We start from the raw sequence: 14,582 nt of genomic DNA, 5'->3' as shown, positions 1-14,582 counted from the left end.
CTCGGCTACTGGTAGTCGGGGTGCGCGCGGAGCCAGGCCTGGAACTGCGCGACGGCGACCTGGTGCTGCGCGTACGTGTCCGAGAACACCGTCTCGCCCGTCTCCAGGTTCACCGTGACGAAGTACAGCCACTTCCCGGTGGCCTCCTGCGTGACCGCCTTGATGGCCACGTCGCCCGGGTTCGAGATCGGTGCCGGCGGCAGCCCCTTGTGCACGTACGTGTTGTACCTGTTCCCCGCGTCCGCACGCTCGGCATCGGTCGTCGTCACGGTGTGCGTGTTCCCGGTGCCGTACGCGACCGTCGCGTCGGACTGCAGCGGCATGTCGATGTCGAGCCGGTTCTGGAACACCCGCGCGACCTTCGGGTAGTCGGCCGCCAGGCCGGCCTCCTTCTGCACGAGCGAGGCGAAGACGACGACCCGCTCCTGGTCGGCCTCGGCGACACCGGCGGCGGCCAGGCGCTCCTTCATCGTGTCGACCATCGACTGGAAGTACTGCTTCGCCGTCCAGCCCGGGTTGATCGGGTACGTCGCGGGGAAGAGCCACCCCTCGAGCGTCGTCACGTTCGCCGGCAGGCCGTACGCGCCGACGTCCTTCGCGGCCGCCGAGACCTCGGCCTCGGACAGCCCGGCCTTCGAGACCATGCCCGCCTCGATGTCCTTCAGCGCCGTCCCCTCGGGGATGACGATCGAGGCCTGGACCCGGTTGTCGCGGTCCTCGAGCGCCGCGAGCGCGGCCTTCGAGCTCATCTCCTTCTTCAGCGCGTAGGAACCGGGCTGGAACTGCACGTCCGGCGAGGTGAGCAGGAGCTTGTAGAACACCTGCGAGCTCTTCACCACGCCGCTGCGCTGCAGGGTCTTCGCGACGTCCTCGCCGATGTCGCCCTGCTTGATCGTGATCGTGACCTTGCCCGAACCGGACCCCGGGTAGTCGTCCGGTTCCTGCGACCCACCGAACGCGCCGGCGAGCTGCTGGAACTTGGGCGCCGCGAACGCGTACGCGCCGACGCCTGCCGCGAGCACGAGCGCGACGATCACGATGCCCGCGACGAGCGGACCGCGACGACGCCGCGGCCGCGGCTCACGCGGCGGACGGGAGGACCGCCCGCCGCCGCCACGCCGCCCGCGTCCGCCGTCTCCCGCGCCGCCACCGCCGTGGCCGGGTCCGTCGGACCCGTCGCCGTCCCGGACACCGCCGCCTGCCGCTGCGTCGCGGGGGATCTCGCCGGTCAGGAGTGCCTGGACCTCGGGGTGGAGCTCGTCGTGGTCGGCGGCGACCGGCGCGTCGGCGGGCGAGGACGGACGCTCTCGACGTCCGGTCGCGGACGGCTCTGCAGCGGTCGCACGGGCCGCGGTCGCACGGGCGGCCGCTTCCTCGGCCGCGGCTGCTTCGGCGGCGCGGGCGGCCCTGCGGGACTGCGGAGGCTCGTCCGCGGGCGGACCGTCGGGGTCGCGGCGTCGCCGCTCGGCGTCGTTGCCGGGCGCGATGATCGCGTTCCAGTCCAGGTCGTCTGCCACGGGATCCTCGGTCTCTCGGGTCGGGGGCTCCACCTGTGCCCCGTCGGTCCGGGAACGACGGTCTCGCGACCCGCTCCGGGGCCGGTCGGTCAGGGGAGCGTGGCGCCGGGTGCGGCGCTGGACGCTCGCTCGTGGTCGAGCGCGTGTTGCAAGATGATAACAGCGGCCGCTTGGTCGATCACGGCCCGGGACTTCTTCGTGTTCCGACCCGCCTGGTGCAGCCCGCGCTGCGCCGTCACCGTCGAGAGCCGCTCGTCGACCAGCCGGACGGGTCGGTGCGCGGCCAGGCGCTCGGCGAAGGCCCGGGCGTCCGCCGTCGACGGGGTGTCGTCGCCCGACATCGACAGCGGCAGCCCGACGACGAGCTCGAGCACGTCGTACTCCTCGGCGAGCTCGAGGATCCTGCGCACGTCGGTGGCCTCGGCGCGGGGCACCGTCTCGACCGGGGTGGCCAGCAGGCCGTCCCGGTCGCAGACGGCGACCCCGATGCGCGCACGCCCGACGTCGATGCCGAGCCGGCGCCCCGGGCGGATGCCCACGGTCAGCCCGCCAGGCGCGCCGTCACGGCACGCAGTGCCGCCGGGAGCGCGGACGCGTCGGTCCCGCCGCCCTGGGCGAGGTCCGGCTTGCCACCGCCGCCGCCGCCGAGGACACCGGCGGCCTCCTTCGCGAGCGGCCCGGCCTGCACGCCGGCGGCCCGAGCGGCGTCGTTGGTCGCGACGATGACGACCGGCTTGCCGCTGATGACCGAGCCGAGCACGACGACCGCGGCGCCGTCGCCGAGCTGTCCACGCACACCGGTGGCGAGCGAGCGGAGGTCGTCGCCGGACTGCAGGCCGTCGACGGTCTCCGCGACGACGGTCGTCGTGCCCACTGTCGACGCCTGCCGGGCGATGGTCGGCACCCGCTGCTGCAGGTTGGCGGACTCGAACTCGGCGATGCGCTTCTGGGCGGTGCGGAGGTCCTCCATCAGGCCCTGCACGCGCGTCGGCAGGTCTTCACGCGGCGCCTTCAGCGCACTCGAGAGCTGCGAGACGATGGTCCGCTCGACCGCCAGGTCGCGGAATCCTTCGAGCCCGACGAGGGCCTCGACGCGGCGGTTCGTCGAGCCGACGCTGGACTCCCCCACCAGGTTGACGAGCCCGACCTGCGCGCTCGTGGCGACGTGGGTGCCACCGCAGAGCTCGCGCGACCAGGGGCCGCCGATGTCGACCATGCGGACCTCGGCGCCGTACTTCTCGCCGAACAGGGCCTGCGCACCGAGCGCCTTCGCCTCGTCGAGCGGCAGCACGCGGGTCTGCACGGCCAGGTCGGAGCGGATCGCGGCGTTCACGACCTCCTCGATCTCGGACCGGGTCGCGCCGGACACCGGCTGCGACCACGAGAAGTCGAGCCGCATGTAGCCCGACTTGTTGTAGGAGCCGGCCTGCAGCGCCTCCGGGCCGAGCACGTCGCGCAGGGCCGCGTTGACGAGGTGTGTGGCGGAGTGCGCCTGCGTGGCGCCGCGGCGGTACTCCGCGTCGACCACCGTCGTGGCGGCGTCACCGACCCCGACCTCGCCCGAGCGCACCTGCACCGTGTGGCTCCACAGCCCGGCGACCGGGCGCTGCACGTCGAGGACCTCGAGGTCGAAGCCGTTGCCGACGATCGAGCCCTGGTCGGCGTCCTGGCCGCCGGACTCGGCGTACAGCGACGTCTCACCGAGGATCACCTCGGCGATGTCACCGACGACCGCGCGGTCCACGCTGACGCCGTCGACGATGATGCCGAGGACCGCGGACTCGGCCTCGAGCGCGTCGTAGCCGAGGAACACGGTCTCGCCCGCGGCGCGGAAGGCGCTGTAGACGCTGAGGTCGGCGAGGGCGGTCTTCTTGCTCTTCGCGTCCGCCTTGGCGCGGGCGCGCTGCTCGGACATGAGCGTCTCGAAGGCGCCGCGGTCCACCTGGACCCCCGCCTCCTCCGCCATCTCCATGGTGAGGTCGATCGGGAAGCCGAACGTGTCGTGGAGCAGGAACGCCGTGTCGCCACCGATCGACGGCGCGCCGTCCTGCTTGGCGCGCTCGACCGCGACGTCGAGGATCGTCGTGCCCTGCGCGAGCGTGCGGAGGAAGGTCTCCTCCTCCGCGTAGACGATCCGGGCGATCCGGTCGTACTGCTCGGCGACCTCGGGGTACGCGCCCTGCATCGCGTCGCGGGAGGCGGGGAACAGCTCCGGGAAGGTGGCGCCCTCGACACCGAGCAGCCGCATCGCCCGGACGGTGCGCCGGAGCAGACGGCGGAGGATGTAGCCGCGGCCCTCGTTGGACGGGGTCACGCCGTCGGCGACGAGCATGAGCGAGGACCGCACGTGGTCCGCGATCACCCGCATGCGGACGTCGTCCTCGTGCACGGCGCCGTACTCGCGACCCGAGATCGCCGCGGCGCGGTCGAGCACCGGACGGACCTGGTCGATCTCGTACATGTTGTCGACGCCCTGCTTGATGAACGCGACGCGCTCGAGCCCCATGCCGGTGTCGATGTTCTGGTTCGGCAGGTCGCCGGTGATGTCGAAGTCGACCTTCGACCGCACGTTCTGGATCTGGTACTGCATGAAGACCAGGTTCCAGATCTCCACGTAGCGGTCGTCGTCGGTCGCCGGGCCGCCGTCGATGCCGTACGCGGGGCCACGGTCGAAGAAGATCTCCGAGCAGGGGCCGGCGGGGCCGGGCTGTCCGGTGGACCAGTAGTTGGTGTCCTTGCCGAGGCGCTGGATGCGCTCGTCGGGGAGCGAGGAGTGCGCCTTCCAGAACGCGATCGCCTCGTCGTCGTCCTCGTACACGGTGACCCACAGGTCGTCGGGCGAGAACCCGAGGCCGCCGTCCGACTCGGGGGTGGTGAGGAGCTCCCAGGCGTACTGGATCGCCTGCTCCTTGAAGTAGTCACCGAACGAGAAGTTGCCGTTCATCTGGAAGAACGTGCCGTGCCGCGGGGTCTTGCCGACCTCTTCGATGTCGTTGGTGCGGATGCACTTCTGCACGCTGGTGGCCCGGGGGTACGGCGACGGGACGAGTCCGGTCAGGTACGGGATGAAGGGGACCATGCCGGCGACCGTGAAGAGGAGCGACGGGTCGTCGGAGACGAGGGACGCGGACGGGACGACGGTGTGTCCGCGGTCACCGAAGAACTGGAGCCAACGGCGGCGGATCTCTGCGGTCTGCATGGTGCTTCCTGATTCAGGTCGGCGGGAGTGCGTGGAGCGTGGGTGACGCGGTGGTCAGCTGTCGGTGCGGAGTTCGGCCTCGCGCGAGCGGTACCCGTCGGCGACCGCGCCGGTGAAGGCCTTCGTCCGGTCGTTGACGTCCGCGAAGAAGCGTGCCCCGCCCGGGGTGTTCGCGATCCGGTGCGCTGCGGCGAAGCCGATCACGATGCCGACGGCGACGAAGAACAGCTGCTTCACGGTGCCTCCCCTGCTCGCGCACGCTGGCGGTGCGTGCCCAGACGAGTGTAGTGGCGCGACGACTCCGGGAACGCGGAACGGCGGGCCGCCCTCCTGAGAGGACGACCCGCCGTTCGGGGTGATCGGACGATCAGCGAGCTGCGTAGTACTCGACGACGAGCTGCACTTCACAGGTCACGGGGACCTCGGCGCGCTTCGGGCGGCGGACCAGGCGGGCCTGGAGCTTCTCGATCTCGACCTCGAGGTAGCCCGGGACCTTCGGCAGGACCTCGAGGTGACCACCGGCGGCGGCGACCTGGAGGGGCTCGAGGGACTCGGAGCGCTGCTTGACGTGGATCATCTGGCCCTCCTTCACGCGGAAGGAGGGGCGGTCGACGAGCTTGCCGTCGACCAGGATGTGACGGTGCACGATCAGCTGGCGCGCCTGCGCGGTGGTGCGGGCGAAGCCGGCACGGAGCACGAGGGCGTCGAGGCGCTGCTCGAGGAGCTCGACCAGGTTCTCACCGGTCAGGCCCTTCGTCTTGCGGGCCTCTTCGAAGACGATGCGGAGCTGCTTCTCGCGGATGCCGTACTGGGCGCGCAGACGCTGCTTCTCACGGAGACGGACGGCGTAGTCGCTGTCCGCACGACGGCGGGTGCGGCCGTGCTCACCGGGGCCGTAGGGGCGCTTTTCGAGGTAGCGGGCCGCCTTCGGCGTCAGCGGGATGCCGAGCGCGCGCGAGAGGCGGGTCTTGCTGCGGGTGCGTGACTTGGTAGACACAGGGTCCTTTTCTCTGTCTGAACTGAATGACTCGACGGGCACCGTGCGCACGAGTACGCGCGGTCCCGACGACGGGATCCAGAGGGATGAGCCTGTGGGATCGGACGGCTACAGTCCGAACCTCTGCCCCCGTCCCACCGGAGTGGGACTGTGTCCTCGGCGCAGCCGCACGCGAGGACCAGGACGTAGGCTCGGCAATGGTAGCAGGATCTCCGGTGGGGACCTACTCGCCGCGGGTGATCTTCCGGAGCCGCTCGACCCGCGGGCCGAGCTCGCGCTCGAAGCCGTTGCCGGTCGGGGCGTAGTACTCGGTGCCCTCGAGCACGTCGGGCAGGTACTGCTGCCGCGCCACGCCGTGCTCGGCGTCGTGCGAGTACACGTAGCCCTTGCCGTGGCCGAGGCGCTTGGCTCCCGGGTAGTGCGCGTCCCGCAGGTGCGTCGGCACCACGCCCATGCGCCCGGCGCGGACGTCGGCGACCGCGGTGTTCACGCCGTTGTAGGCGGCGTTCGACTTCGGCGCCGTCGCCAGGTACACCACGGCCTCCGCCAGGGGGATGCGCCCCTCGGGCATCCCGATGAGCTGCACGGCCTGCGCCGCCGCGACCGCGATCGGCAGGGCCTGCGGATCGGCCATCCCGATGTCCTCCGACGCCGAGATGATGATCCGCCTGGCGATGAACCGCGGGTCCTCACCGGCCTCGATCATGCGAGCGAGGTAGTGCAGCGCCGCGTCGACGTCGCTCCCCCGCACGGACTTGATGAACGCGCTGATGACGTCGTAGTGCTCGTCGCCCTGCCGGTCGTACCGGAGCAGGGCGCGGTCGACGGCCGCGGCGACCGTGTCCGCGTCGACCAACGGAACCGTCTCGACGCCGTCGAGCGGCGCGTCGCCGTCCTCGTCGTCGTCCTCCGGGTCGCCGGCGCGGGCGGCGACGGCCGACGACGCGGCGGCCTCGAGGGCGGTGAGTGCACGCCGGGCGTCCCCGGAGGAGAGCCGGACGATGGCCGAGCGTGCGTCGTCGCCGAGCACCACGGACCCGCCGAGGCCGCGGGGGTCCTCGACCGCCCGGTCGACGAGCATGCCGAGGTCCTCGTCGGTCAGGGGCTGCAGCGTGAGCAGGAGCGAGCGAGACAGCAGCGGCGAGATGACGGAGAACGACGGGTTCTCGGTCGTCGCCGCGATGAGGATCACCCATCCGTTCTCGACGCCCGGCAGCAGGGCGTCCTGCTGGGCCTTGCTGAAGCGGTGGATCTCGTCGAGGAAGAGCACCGTGGTCGACCCGTAGAGGTCGCGGTGGGTGAGTGCCTTCTCCATGACCTCGCGCACGTCCTTCACACCGGCGGTGACGGCGGAGAGCTCGACGAACTCGCGCCCGGACTGCCGGGCGATGGCCTGCGCGAGGGTCGTCTTGCCGGTGCCGGGCGGTCCCCAGAGGATCACGGAGACCCCGCCGGGGTTCTCGCGCGTCCCCGTCGCGAGCTGCACGAGCGGACTCCCCCGGCCGAGCAGGTGCTGCTGCCCGGCGACCTCGTCGAGGCTGGTCGGACGCATCCGCACCGCGAGCGGGACGGAGCCCTGCGCCAGCCCGGCGCGACCGCCGGTGGTGGGCGCACGCATGCCCGATCTGTCCGCTGCCATGTGTCGATCGTAGGCCGACCCACCGACCTGCCGCGTGCCTCCCGGCCGGGCGCACGAACGGTTCCGCTACGCTCGTCGGCACAGTCGACGAGAGGTCCGATCAGCACCGTGGCACCGAAGAACCAGGCGCGTGACAACCGTGAGGCGCGTGAGCGTCTCCGTCTGTACCAGGCCCGTCAGGGCCTGCACGAGCGGCAGCGTCGCCGTCGCCGGCGGGACGACGTGGTCGGGGTCGGTGTGCTCGTGCTCGTCGCCGCCCTCGCGACCGGGTCGCAGTTGGCGTTCGCCGGTGCGCAGGCCCCCCGCGACACCGACGCGTCCGCGTCCGCCACCGCGACGCCCACGCCCTCCGCCAGCGCCACGGCGGGCAACACGGGGAAGGTGCCGAGCAAGGACATCGCCGAGGGGAAGCGCTGGACCGGCACGCTCACCCTGAACGAGGACGTCCGACTGGGGATCGAACTCGACGGCGCGGCGGCCCCGCAGGCGGCGAGCGTTGAGATCGACCTCATCCGCGAGCAGTTCTACCGGGACACCACCTGCCACCGGCTCGCCGACGGCAAGGGCTTCCGGTTCCTCCAGTGCGGCTCGGCGAACGGCGACGGCACGGGCGACGCCGGGTTCGAGTACGGGCCGCTCGAGAACGTGCCGAGCGACGGGGAGTACCCGGCGGGCACGCTGGCGATCGCCCGAGGCGCGTCGCCGTACTCGCAGTCGACCCAGTTCTTCATCGTCTACGGGGACACCACCCTCGACGGGTCGACCGGCGGGTACACGGTCGTCGGCAAGGTCACCAGCGGACTCGACGACCTCGAGTCGCAGATCACCTCGAAGGGCATCCGGTCGGCGGGCTCGGACGGGACCGGGGAGCCGGAGGTCGCGACCACGATCACCGGTGCGACCATCCGGAAGGCCGACTAGCGCCCCGGTCGTCGGCGCGTCGTCCACAGGCCGCACGCGCCGCTGGTCCCGACCGCCCTCCTGTGCAATAGGCTGACGACCTGACCGTGCCGACGGGGACGTCGGCGATGCACTACCACGATCGAGGCGAGACCTGTGGGACCTGACGAAGCAACGACCTGGGGCCGGGTCGACGAGAACGGGACGGTGTACGTCCGGTACGAGGACACCGAGAAGGCGGTCGGTGAGTACCCCGACGCCACCCCGGACGAGGCCCTCGCGTACTTCGCGCGCAAGTACGCCGACCTCGAGGGGCAGGTGAAGATCGCCGAGCAGCGTGTGCAGCGCGGCGCCTCGGCGAACGACGTCGCCCGCACCGTGGAGCACCTCCGCACGCAGGTGTCGGAGGCCCGCGTGGTCGGCGACCTGCGGTCGCTCGAGAACCGCGTCGCCGCACTGTCGGAGCAGCTCGGCTCGCTCACGCAGGAACAGGCCGCCCAGGCCCAGCAGGCGCTCACCGACGCCCTCGCGTACCGCGCGGCACTGGTGGACGAGGCCGAGTCCCTCGCCGCCGTCGACCCGGCGCGCGCGCAGTGGAAGCAGATCACCGCGCAGCTCGACGACGTGTTCGCCCGCTGGCAGCAGCACCAGCACGACGGCCCGCGCCTCCCGAAGAACGAGGCGAACGAGCTCTGGAAGCGGTTCCGCGCGGCGCGCTCGACCGTCGACCAGCACCGCCGTGCGTTCTACTCGGAACTCGACGCGCAGCACCGCGACGCCCGCAACCGCAAGCAGGAGCTCGTCCAGCAGGCCGAGGCGCTGTCGACCCGTGGGTCCGACGGCATCCCCGCCTACCGGGAACTGCTCGACGACTGGAAGCGTGCCGGTCGCGCCGGCAAGCGCCACGACGACGCCCTCTGGGCCCGGTTCAAGGCCGCGGGTGACGTCCTGTTCGAACAGCGGCACGCCGAGGTCGCGGTGGAGAACGAGGAGTACTCCGCCAACCTCGTCGCGAAGCAGGCCCTCATCACCGAGGCCGAGCCGCTCCTGCAGCAGCGGGACCGGGTCGCTGCCCGTCGGACCCTGACGGACATCCAGCGTCGCTGGGACGAGATCGGGAAGGTCCCGCGTGGCGACGTCCGTCGCATCGAGGACCGTCTCCGCGCCGTCGAGGACCACGTGCGCAGCCTCGAGGACGAGCACTGGAAGGCATCCGACCCGGAGCGCAAGGCCCGGCAGACGGGGCTCGCGAGCCAGCTCGAGGACGCCATCGGCAAGCTGCAGTCGGAGCTCGAGGCCGCGCAGGCATCGGGCGACGCGCGCAGGATCAAGGAGGCGCAGGAAGCCCTCGACGCGCGCAAGATCTGGCTGGACGCGCTCGGCGGCTGATCCGGCAGCAGCGCAGCGCGGTCCGATCCGCTCCCGCACGACCGAAGGCACCTGGCACCACGTGAACACGTGGCGCGAGGTGCCTTCCGTCGTGCGGCGGGTGCTACTGGACCGGCGCAGCCATCCCGAGCAGCAGCCGGATGTCCAGGTCGTCCTGCCGCATCTGCGCCGCGAGTTCGTCCATCGACGAGAAGGCCACCATGCCCCGGACGTACGAGACGAACAGCACCGAGATGGTGTCGTCGTACAGGTCGATGTCGACGTCGAGCAGGTGCGCCTCGATCTGCTTCGCCGGCACACCCTCGAACGTCGGGTTGTTGCCGACCGACACGGCAGCCGGGTAGACCGTGCCGTCGTGCAGCACCCGTGCGGCGTACACACCGTCGGCGGGGACGAACCCCTCGCACGCCGGGTCGAGGTTCGCCGTCGGGTACCCCATGGCCCGGCCGCGCTGGTTGCCGTGCACGACCGTGCTCCGCACCGCGTGCTCGCGACCGAGCAGTCGCGCGGCCTCGGCCACACGCCCGTCGCCGAGGAGCTCGCGGATCCAGGTGGAGGACACGCGCCGTTCGTCGGCAGCCCGGACGTCGTCGCGCAGGTCGACGTCGTCGATGAGCTCGACCCGGAAGCCGTGCTGCTCGCCCAGCTGCCGCAGCAGGGCGACGTCCCCGGCGCCGCGTGCACCGAAGCGGAAGTCGCTGCCGACGAACACGAGTTCGGCGTGCAGGGTGTCGACGAGGATCTCGGAGACGAACGCCTCCGGCGCCCGGGACTGCAGGTCCTGGTCGAAGCGCAGGAGCAGCATCGCGTCGACGCCGATGCCCTCGAGCAGCTCCCGCCGCTGCGCCGTGCTCGTGAGCGCCGGCGGCACGCGGTCCGGGTCGATGACGCTCAGCGGGTGCCGGTCGAAGGTCACGACGGTCGACACCAGGTCGTGTTCGCGGGCGGCCCGTTCGAGGTGCGCGATGACCGCCCGGTGACCGACGTGCACGCCGTCGAACTTGCCGATCGTCACCGCGCTCGGGCCGAAGCCCTGCGCCACGTCGGCGATGTCGTCGTAGAACTGCACGGCCCCGCCCCTACTCGCCTGCCGTGACGGTGGCGCGCGTCGGCTCCGCGGCGGCGGCGCGGTGGTGCTTGCGCAGCCACCACAGGCCGGCGATCGGCAGGACGAGCGGCGCGAAGACGTACCCGAGGCCGTAGTACGACCAGACGGTGTCGTCCGGGAACAGCTGCCGGTCGACCAGGGACAGCGTGCCGACGACGAGGACCCCCGCCATCTCGAAGCCGATCGTCACGCAGGCCACGCGGTACCACGCCCGGCCGGGCACGATGAGCGCGATCATGGCGACGATGTAGACGACGGCCGCCACCGCGCTGAGCGTGTACGCGAACGGAGCGAACGAGAACTTCTCGATGATCTGGACGACGCTCCGCCCGGTCGCCGCCAGGGCGAGGATGCCGTACACGGCGATGAGGACCCGGCCGACGCCGGTCGCGAGGGAGGATCTGTTCGCCACGGCGTCGAGTCTACCGACGGCCGACGACGACCGCGGACGCCGGTGTCGTCACGCACGGGCGGCCGCAGCGACCCCGGGTCAGTTCAGTGCGAACCAGATCTGGTACATCCGGTAGACCATCACCGCGACGGTGAACGCCCCGGCACCGAGGACCACCGTGCTCCACCGCGTGCGGTCGACGAGCGCCCAGAGGATCGCGGCGGGCGGCACCAGGAGCACCGACACCGCGTACACGCCGAACTCGAGTCCGTTGCCCTGCGGCGGGCTCCCGACCGCGGGGAGGACGAGCGAGACCACGCCCTGCGCGACGAGCAGCAGTTCGATGAGCGCGAGCGAGCCGACCGTGTAGTCGTTCGGCTTCCACCCGATCAACCCCACGACGACGGCGAACAGCCCCGCCACGACGGTGACGGTGAGCTGCACCCACATGAACCACTCGATCACGCGTCTGTCCCTGCGCTCGGCCCCGGCACGGACGGTGCCGGGAAGTTGGTGATGACCCGGAGGAGTCCGCGCCGGACGGAGACGAGGCCCACGAGGCGGTCCCCGCCCCGGGCGATCGCGGCCACCGGACCGTCGCTGTCGGGGTGGTCGGCGGCGACCCGCTTGCCGTCGGTCAGGTCCTTTGCGGCCGCCGCGTCGAGCGTCACGACGTCGAACAGCCGCCGGGCGACGTCGGCCGGTCGCTGGAGCGCCCCGGCGACGTGGACGTCGTCGTCCTCGAGGTCGACCGCGTCCGCCACGTCGAACGGTCCGACGGCCGTGCGGCGGAGGGCGACGAGGTGGGCGCCGGTACCGAGCGTGGCCCCGACGTCCCGGGCGAGTGCGCGGACGTAGGTGCCCGACGAGCAGTCGACGACCACGTCGAGGTCGACCACGGCCACCTCGGTGCCGTCCACCGTGACCGTGTGGTCGGTCCGACCGGTGACGTCGAAGCGCGACACGGTGACCGTGCGCGAGCGCAGCACGACCTCCTCGCCCTTCCGCGCGAGGTCGTACGCCCGACGGCCGTCGACCTTGATCGCGCTGACGGTCGACGGCACCTGGTCGATGACGCCCCGCTGGGCGGCGACCGCCCGCTCGACCGCGTCCTCCGACACGTCGGTGCCGAGGACGCCCGTCACCGATGTCGGCGCGCCGTCGGCGTCGTCCGAGTCCGTTGCCACGCCGAGCCGGATCGTCGCGGTGTAGGTCTTGCCGAGACCGACCAGGTGCGTGAGCAACCGGGTCGAGGGACCGGCGCCGAGGAGCAGGAGCCCCGTCGCCATCGGGTCGAGGGTGCCCGCGTGCCCGATCTTCTTCAGCCCGAGCCGCCGTCGTGCGATCGAGACGACCCGGTGGCTGGAGATGCCCTGCGGCTTGTCGACGAGGAGGATGCCGTCAGGCGCGGTAGCGAGCACCGGACGAGGGTACCAGCGCCGCCCGCGCCGGAGCGGGCGCGGGAGACCGCGTCGGGACCTCCCGTCTCAGCAGGCGTCGTTCCACTCGCGACGGGGATGCTCCGGGTCGGTGACGTCGAGCACCGCGGACGCGGCGATCTTCACGTCGGCACGACGCTCGAGACGGCCGGTCTCCTGCTCGACCCACAGCGACCAGCGCCAGAGGCCCCGGGCGCCCGCTGCGAGCAGCCCCTGTCCGTGCACGACCAGGACGCCCTCGCCCGCACCCGTCGTCCGGAACGGCGTGACGACGTCCGAGCGCAGGACGTCCGCATCGGGCGACGGAGCGGCCGCGGCCATCGCGGAGACGCCGTGCTGCTGGAAGCCCGTGACCAGTGCGGCGGCGACGCGCTCGAGGTCGGTGCCCTCCTGCCCGTCGATGCCGACGACGGTGCGGTTCGTCCCGACCTGCGCGATCACCTCGCCCGCGATCGCAGCCATCGTGTCGGTCTCTTGCGGTGCCCAGCGTGCCATGCACCCACCGTAGGCTGTCGTGGTGAACGCGAGCGCAGCCTCCCGGCCGTCTGTGGACGACGCGACCGGCGTGACCCGCCCCGACCTCGCCACCCCGCTCGTCGCCTGGTTCCGCGCCGAGGCGCGGGACCTCCCCTGGCGCCGCCCCGGCTTCCCCGCGTGGGGCACGCTGGTGAGCGAGATCATGCTGCAGCAGACGCAGGTGGCGCGGGTGGTCCCCCGACTGGAGGCGTGGCTCACCCGCTGGCCGACCCCTGCGGACCTCGCGGCGTCACCCCCGGCGGACGCGGTGCGCGCCTGGGACCGGCTCGGCTACCCGCGGCGCGCCCTCGCGCTCCACGCGGCCGCGACGGCGATCGCCGAGCGGCACGACAACGTCGTCCCGCGCGACGTCGACGCCCTGCTCGCACTCCCCGGGATCGGCGACTACACCGCGCGAGCGGTGGCGGTCTTCGCGTACGGCGACCGGCACCCGGTCGTCGACGTCAACGTCCGCCGGGTGCTCGCCCGCTCGGTCCTCGGCCACGCCGAGCCGGGCCCCGCGAAGGCCAAGCAGGACCTGCCGCTCATGGAGTCGGTGCTGCCGGCGGACCGTGCCGACGCCGCCGCGACGAACGCCGCGGTGATGGAGCTCGGCGCGCTCGTCTGCGTCGCCCGCTCCCCTGCGTGCGACGCCTGCCCGATCGCCGACCGGTGCGCGTGGCGGGCGGCCGGCTACCCCGAGCACGACGGGCCGCGGGCCCCGAAGCAGGCGCGGTTCGCCGGGAGCGACCGGCAGGTGCGGGGCCTGATCATGGCCGAGCTGCGGTCGAGCGACGTGCCGGTGCTGCGCTCCGACATCGACCTCGTCTGGCCCGACGACGCACAGCGGGAGCGTGCACTCACCTCGCTGCTCCGCGACGGACTGGCCGTCGGCGACGATGCGGGTGGGTACACGCTCCCGAGTGCGTGAACGAGCGAGTGAGTGAGGACTAGGCGCGCGCCTCGTCCTCGTCGTCGTCCTCGTCGTCGTCGTGCTTGTACGGGTCGGCGTCGCCGGCGTACTGGGCGCCGGCCGAGGCGGCCCGCACCTGCGCGTCACGGACCTGAGCCTGCGCGAGCAGGTCCTCCATGTGCGCGGACGTCTCCGGCAGGGCGTCGGCGATGAACTCGAGCGACGGCGTGAGCCGGGCCGTGATGTTCTTGCCGACCTCGCTGCGGAGCATGCCCGTCGCGGCCTTGAGCGCCGCAGCGGAGTCGGCGCGCTCCTCGTCGGAGCCGTAGACGGTGTAGAACACCGACGCGTGCTGCAGGTCACCAGTGACCCGGACGTCGGTGATGGTGACGAAGCCGAGACGCGGGTCACGCAGGCCCTTGTCGAGCCGTCGGGCGACGACTTCCTTGATGCGGTCCGCCATCTTGCGTGCGCGCTGCGGATCGGCCATGGGGTCCTCCTGTGGAGATGAACGTCGTGCGTGGAACGGGGACGGGCCCCGGCCTCCCGTGAAGGAGGCCGGGGCCCAGGGTAA

Annotated in this window: 15 protein-coding genes; 3 read left to right on the top strand and 12 right to left on the bottom strand. The window is 72.2% G+C overall.

Annotation, left to right across the window (positions count from 1 at the left end):
* Positions 1-5 precede the first annotated feature (5 nt).
* The 6 genes from mltG to Cus16_RS01075 form a co-directional block, all read right to left on the bottom strand.
* Positions 6-1,517: an endolytic transglycosylase MltG gene (mltG, locus tag Cus16_RS01100; RefSeq protein ID WP_083263601.1), complete on the bottom strand. Its 1,512-nt coding sequence runs from the start codon at positions 1,515-1,517 to the stop codon at positions 6-8.
* Positions 1,518-1,606: 89 nt separating this feature from the next.
* Positions 1,607-2,056, bottom strand: a complete 450-nt coding sequence (gene ruvX, locus Cus16_RS01095) for a Holliday junction resolvase RuvX (RefSeq protein WP_069710790.1) — start codon at positions 2,054-2,056, stop codon at positions 1,607-1,609.
* Between the two features lie 2 nt (positions 2,057-2,058).
* Positions 2,059-4,716 carry an alanine--tRNA ligase gene (gene alaS / locus Cus16_RS01090; RefSeq protein WP_069710789.1) on the bottom strand — a complete coding sequence of 886 codons (2,658 nt, stop codon included), beginning with the start codon at positions 4,714-4,716 and terminating at the stop codon, positions 2,059-2,061.
* A gap of 54 nt (positions 4,717-4,770) precedes the next feature.
* The gene (locus tag Cus16_RS01085; protein ID WP_069710788.1) at positions 4,771-4,953 is read right to left on the bottom strand and encodes a hypothetical protein; all 183 of its coding nucleotides are present in this window, start codon (positions 4,951-4,953) and stop codon (positions 4,771-4,773) included.
* 130 nt (positions 4,954-5,083) lie between these two features.
* The gene (gene rpsD / locus Cus16_RS01080) at positions 5,084-5,713 is read right to left on the bottom strand and encodes a 30S ribosomal protein S4 (RefSeq protein WP_066654559.1); all 630 of its coding nucleotides are present in this window, start codon (positions 5,711-5,713) and stop codon (positions 5,084-5,086) included.
* Positions 5,714-5,936: 223 nt separating this feature from the next.
* Positions 5,937-7,352 (bottom strand): replication-associated recombination protein A, encoded by a 1,416-nt coding sequence (locus tag Cus16_RS01075; RefSeq protein WP_411266592.1) that lies wholly within the window; start codon positions 7,350-7,352, stop codon positions 5,937-5,939.
* 108 nt (positions 7,353-7,460) lie between these two features.
* On the opposite strand from Cus16_RS01075, the gene Cus16_RS01070 reads away from it, so the two are divergent.
* Positions 7,461-8,273, top strand: a complete 813-nt coding sequence (locus tag Cus16_RS01070; protein ID WP_069710787.1) for a peptidylprolyl isomerase — start codon at positions 7,461-7,463, stop codon at positions 8,271-8,273.
* A gap of 135 nt (positions 8,274-8,408) precedes the next feature.
* Positions 8,409-9,641, top strand: a complete 1,233-nt coding sequence (locus tag Cus16_RS01065) for a DUF349 domain-containing protein (RefSeq protein ID WP_189319500.1) — start codon at positions 8,409-8,411, stop codon at positions 9,639-9,641.
* Between the two features lie 103 nt (positions 9,642-9,744).
* On the opposite strand, the gene Cus16_RS01060 is transcribed toward Cus16_RS01065, so the two are convergent.
* The 5 genes from Cus16_RS01060 to Cus16_RS01040 all read right to left on the bottom strand — a co-directional run bounded on the left by Cus16_RS01060 (position 9,745) and on the right by Cus16_RS01040 (position 13,074).
* Positions 9,745-10,710, bottom strand: a complete 966-nt coding sequence (locus Cus16_RS01060; RefSeq protein WP_069710786.1) for a bifunctional riboflavin kinase/FAD synthetase — start codon at positions 10,708-10,710, stop codon at positions 9,745-9,747.
* Positions 10,711-10,720: 10 nt separating this feature from the next.
* Entirely contained in the window at positions 10,721-11,161 is a 441-nt protein-coding gene (locus Cus16_RS01055; protein ID WP_069710785.1) for a hypothetical protein, read from the bottom strand.
* A gap of 78 nt (positions 11,162-11,239) precedes the next feature.
* Positions 11,240-11,605 (bottom strand): hypothetical protein, encoded by a 366-nt coding sequence (locus Cus16_RS01050; protein ID WP_069710784.1) that lies wholly within the window; start codon positions 11,603-11,605, stop codon positions 11,240-11,242.
* Positions 11,602-12,561: a tRNA pseudouridine(55) synthase TruB gene (truB, locus tag Cus16_RS01045; protein WP_069710783.1), complete on the bottom strand. Its 960-nt coding sequence runs from the start codon at positions 12,559-12,561 to the stop codon at positions 11,602-11,604. The genes Cus16_RS01050 and truB overlap by 4 nt, the downstream gene beginning before the upstream one ends.
* A 66-nt stretch (positions 12,562-12,627) precedes the next feature.
* Entirely contained in the window at positions 12,628-13,074 is a 447-nt protein-coding gene (locus tag Cus16_RS01040; protein WP_141718757.1) for a hypothetical protein, read from the bottom strand.
* Positions 13,075-13,144: 70 nt separating this feature from the next.
* Here Cus16_RS01040 and Cus16_RS01035 point away from each other — a divergent pair, with 70 nt between their 5' ends.
* Positions 13,145-14,026: an A/G-specific adenine glycosylase gene (locus Cus16_RS01035; protein ID WP_069711352.1), complete on the top strand. Its 882-nt coding sequence runs from the start codon at positions 13,145-13,147 to the stop codon at positions 14,024-14,026.
* Positions 14,027-14,045: 19 nt separating this feature from the next.
* Here the strand turns inward: Cus16_RS01035 and rbfA are convergent, their stop codons facing one another.
* Entirely contained in the window at positions 14,046-14,498 is a 453-nt protein-coding gene (gene rbfA / locus Cus16_RS01030) for a 30S ribosome-binding factor RbfA (protein WP_069710781.1), read from the bottom strand.
* Positions 14,499-14,582: the final 84 nt, after the last annotated feature.

The sequence above is a fragment of the Curtobacterium sp. ER1/6 genome (genome assembly GCF_001742745.1).
Taxonomy (GTDB): Bacteria; Actinomycetota; Actinomycetes; order Actinomycetales; family Microbacteriaceae; genus Curtobacterium; species Curtobacterium citri.
The sequence above is the reverse complement of the archived record's forward strand: the minus strand, read 5'-3'. Positions and strand labels throughout refer to the sequence as shown.

Bases quoted from the DNA above. Each gene is read 5' to 3' on its own strand.
- alaS (WP_069710789.1), bottom strand. From the start codon at position 4,716: ATGCAGACCGCAGAGATCCGCCGCCGTTGGCTCCAGTTCTTCGGTGAC.
- Cus16_RS01075 (WP_411266592.1), bottom strand. From the start codon at position 7,352: ATGGCAGCGGACAGATCGGGCATGCGTGCGCCCACCACCGGCGGTCGC.
- Cus16_RS01040 (WP_141718757.1), bottom strand. From the start codon at position 13,074: ATGGCACGCTGGGCACCGCAAGAGACCGACACGATGGCTGCGATCGCG.
- rbfA (WP_069710781.1), bottom strand. From the start codon at position 14,498: ATGGCCGATCCGCAGCGCGCACGCAAGATGGCGGACCGCATCAAGGAA.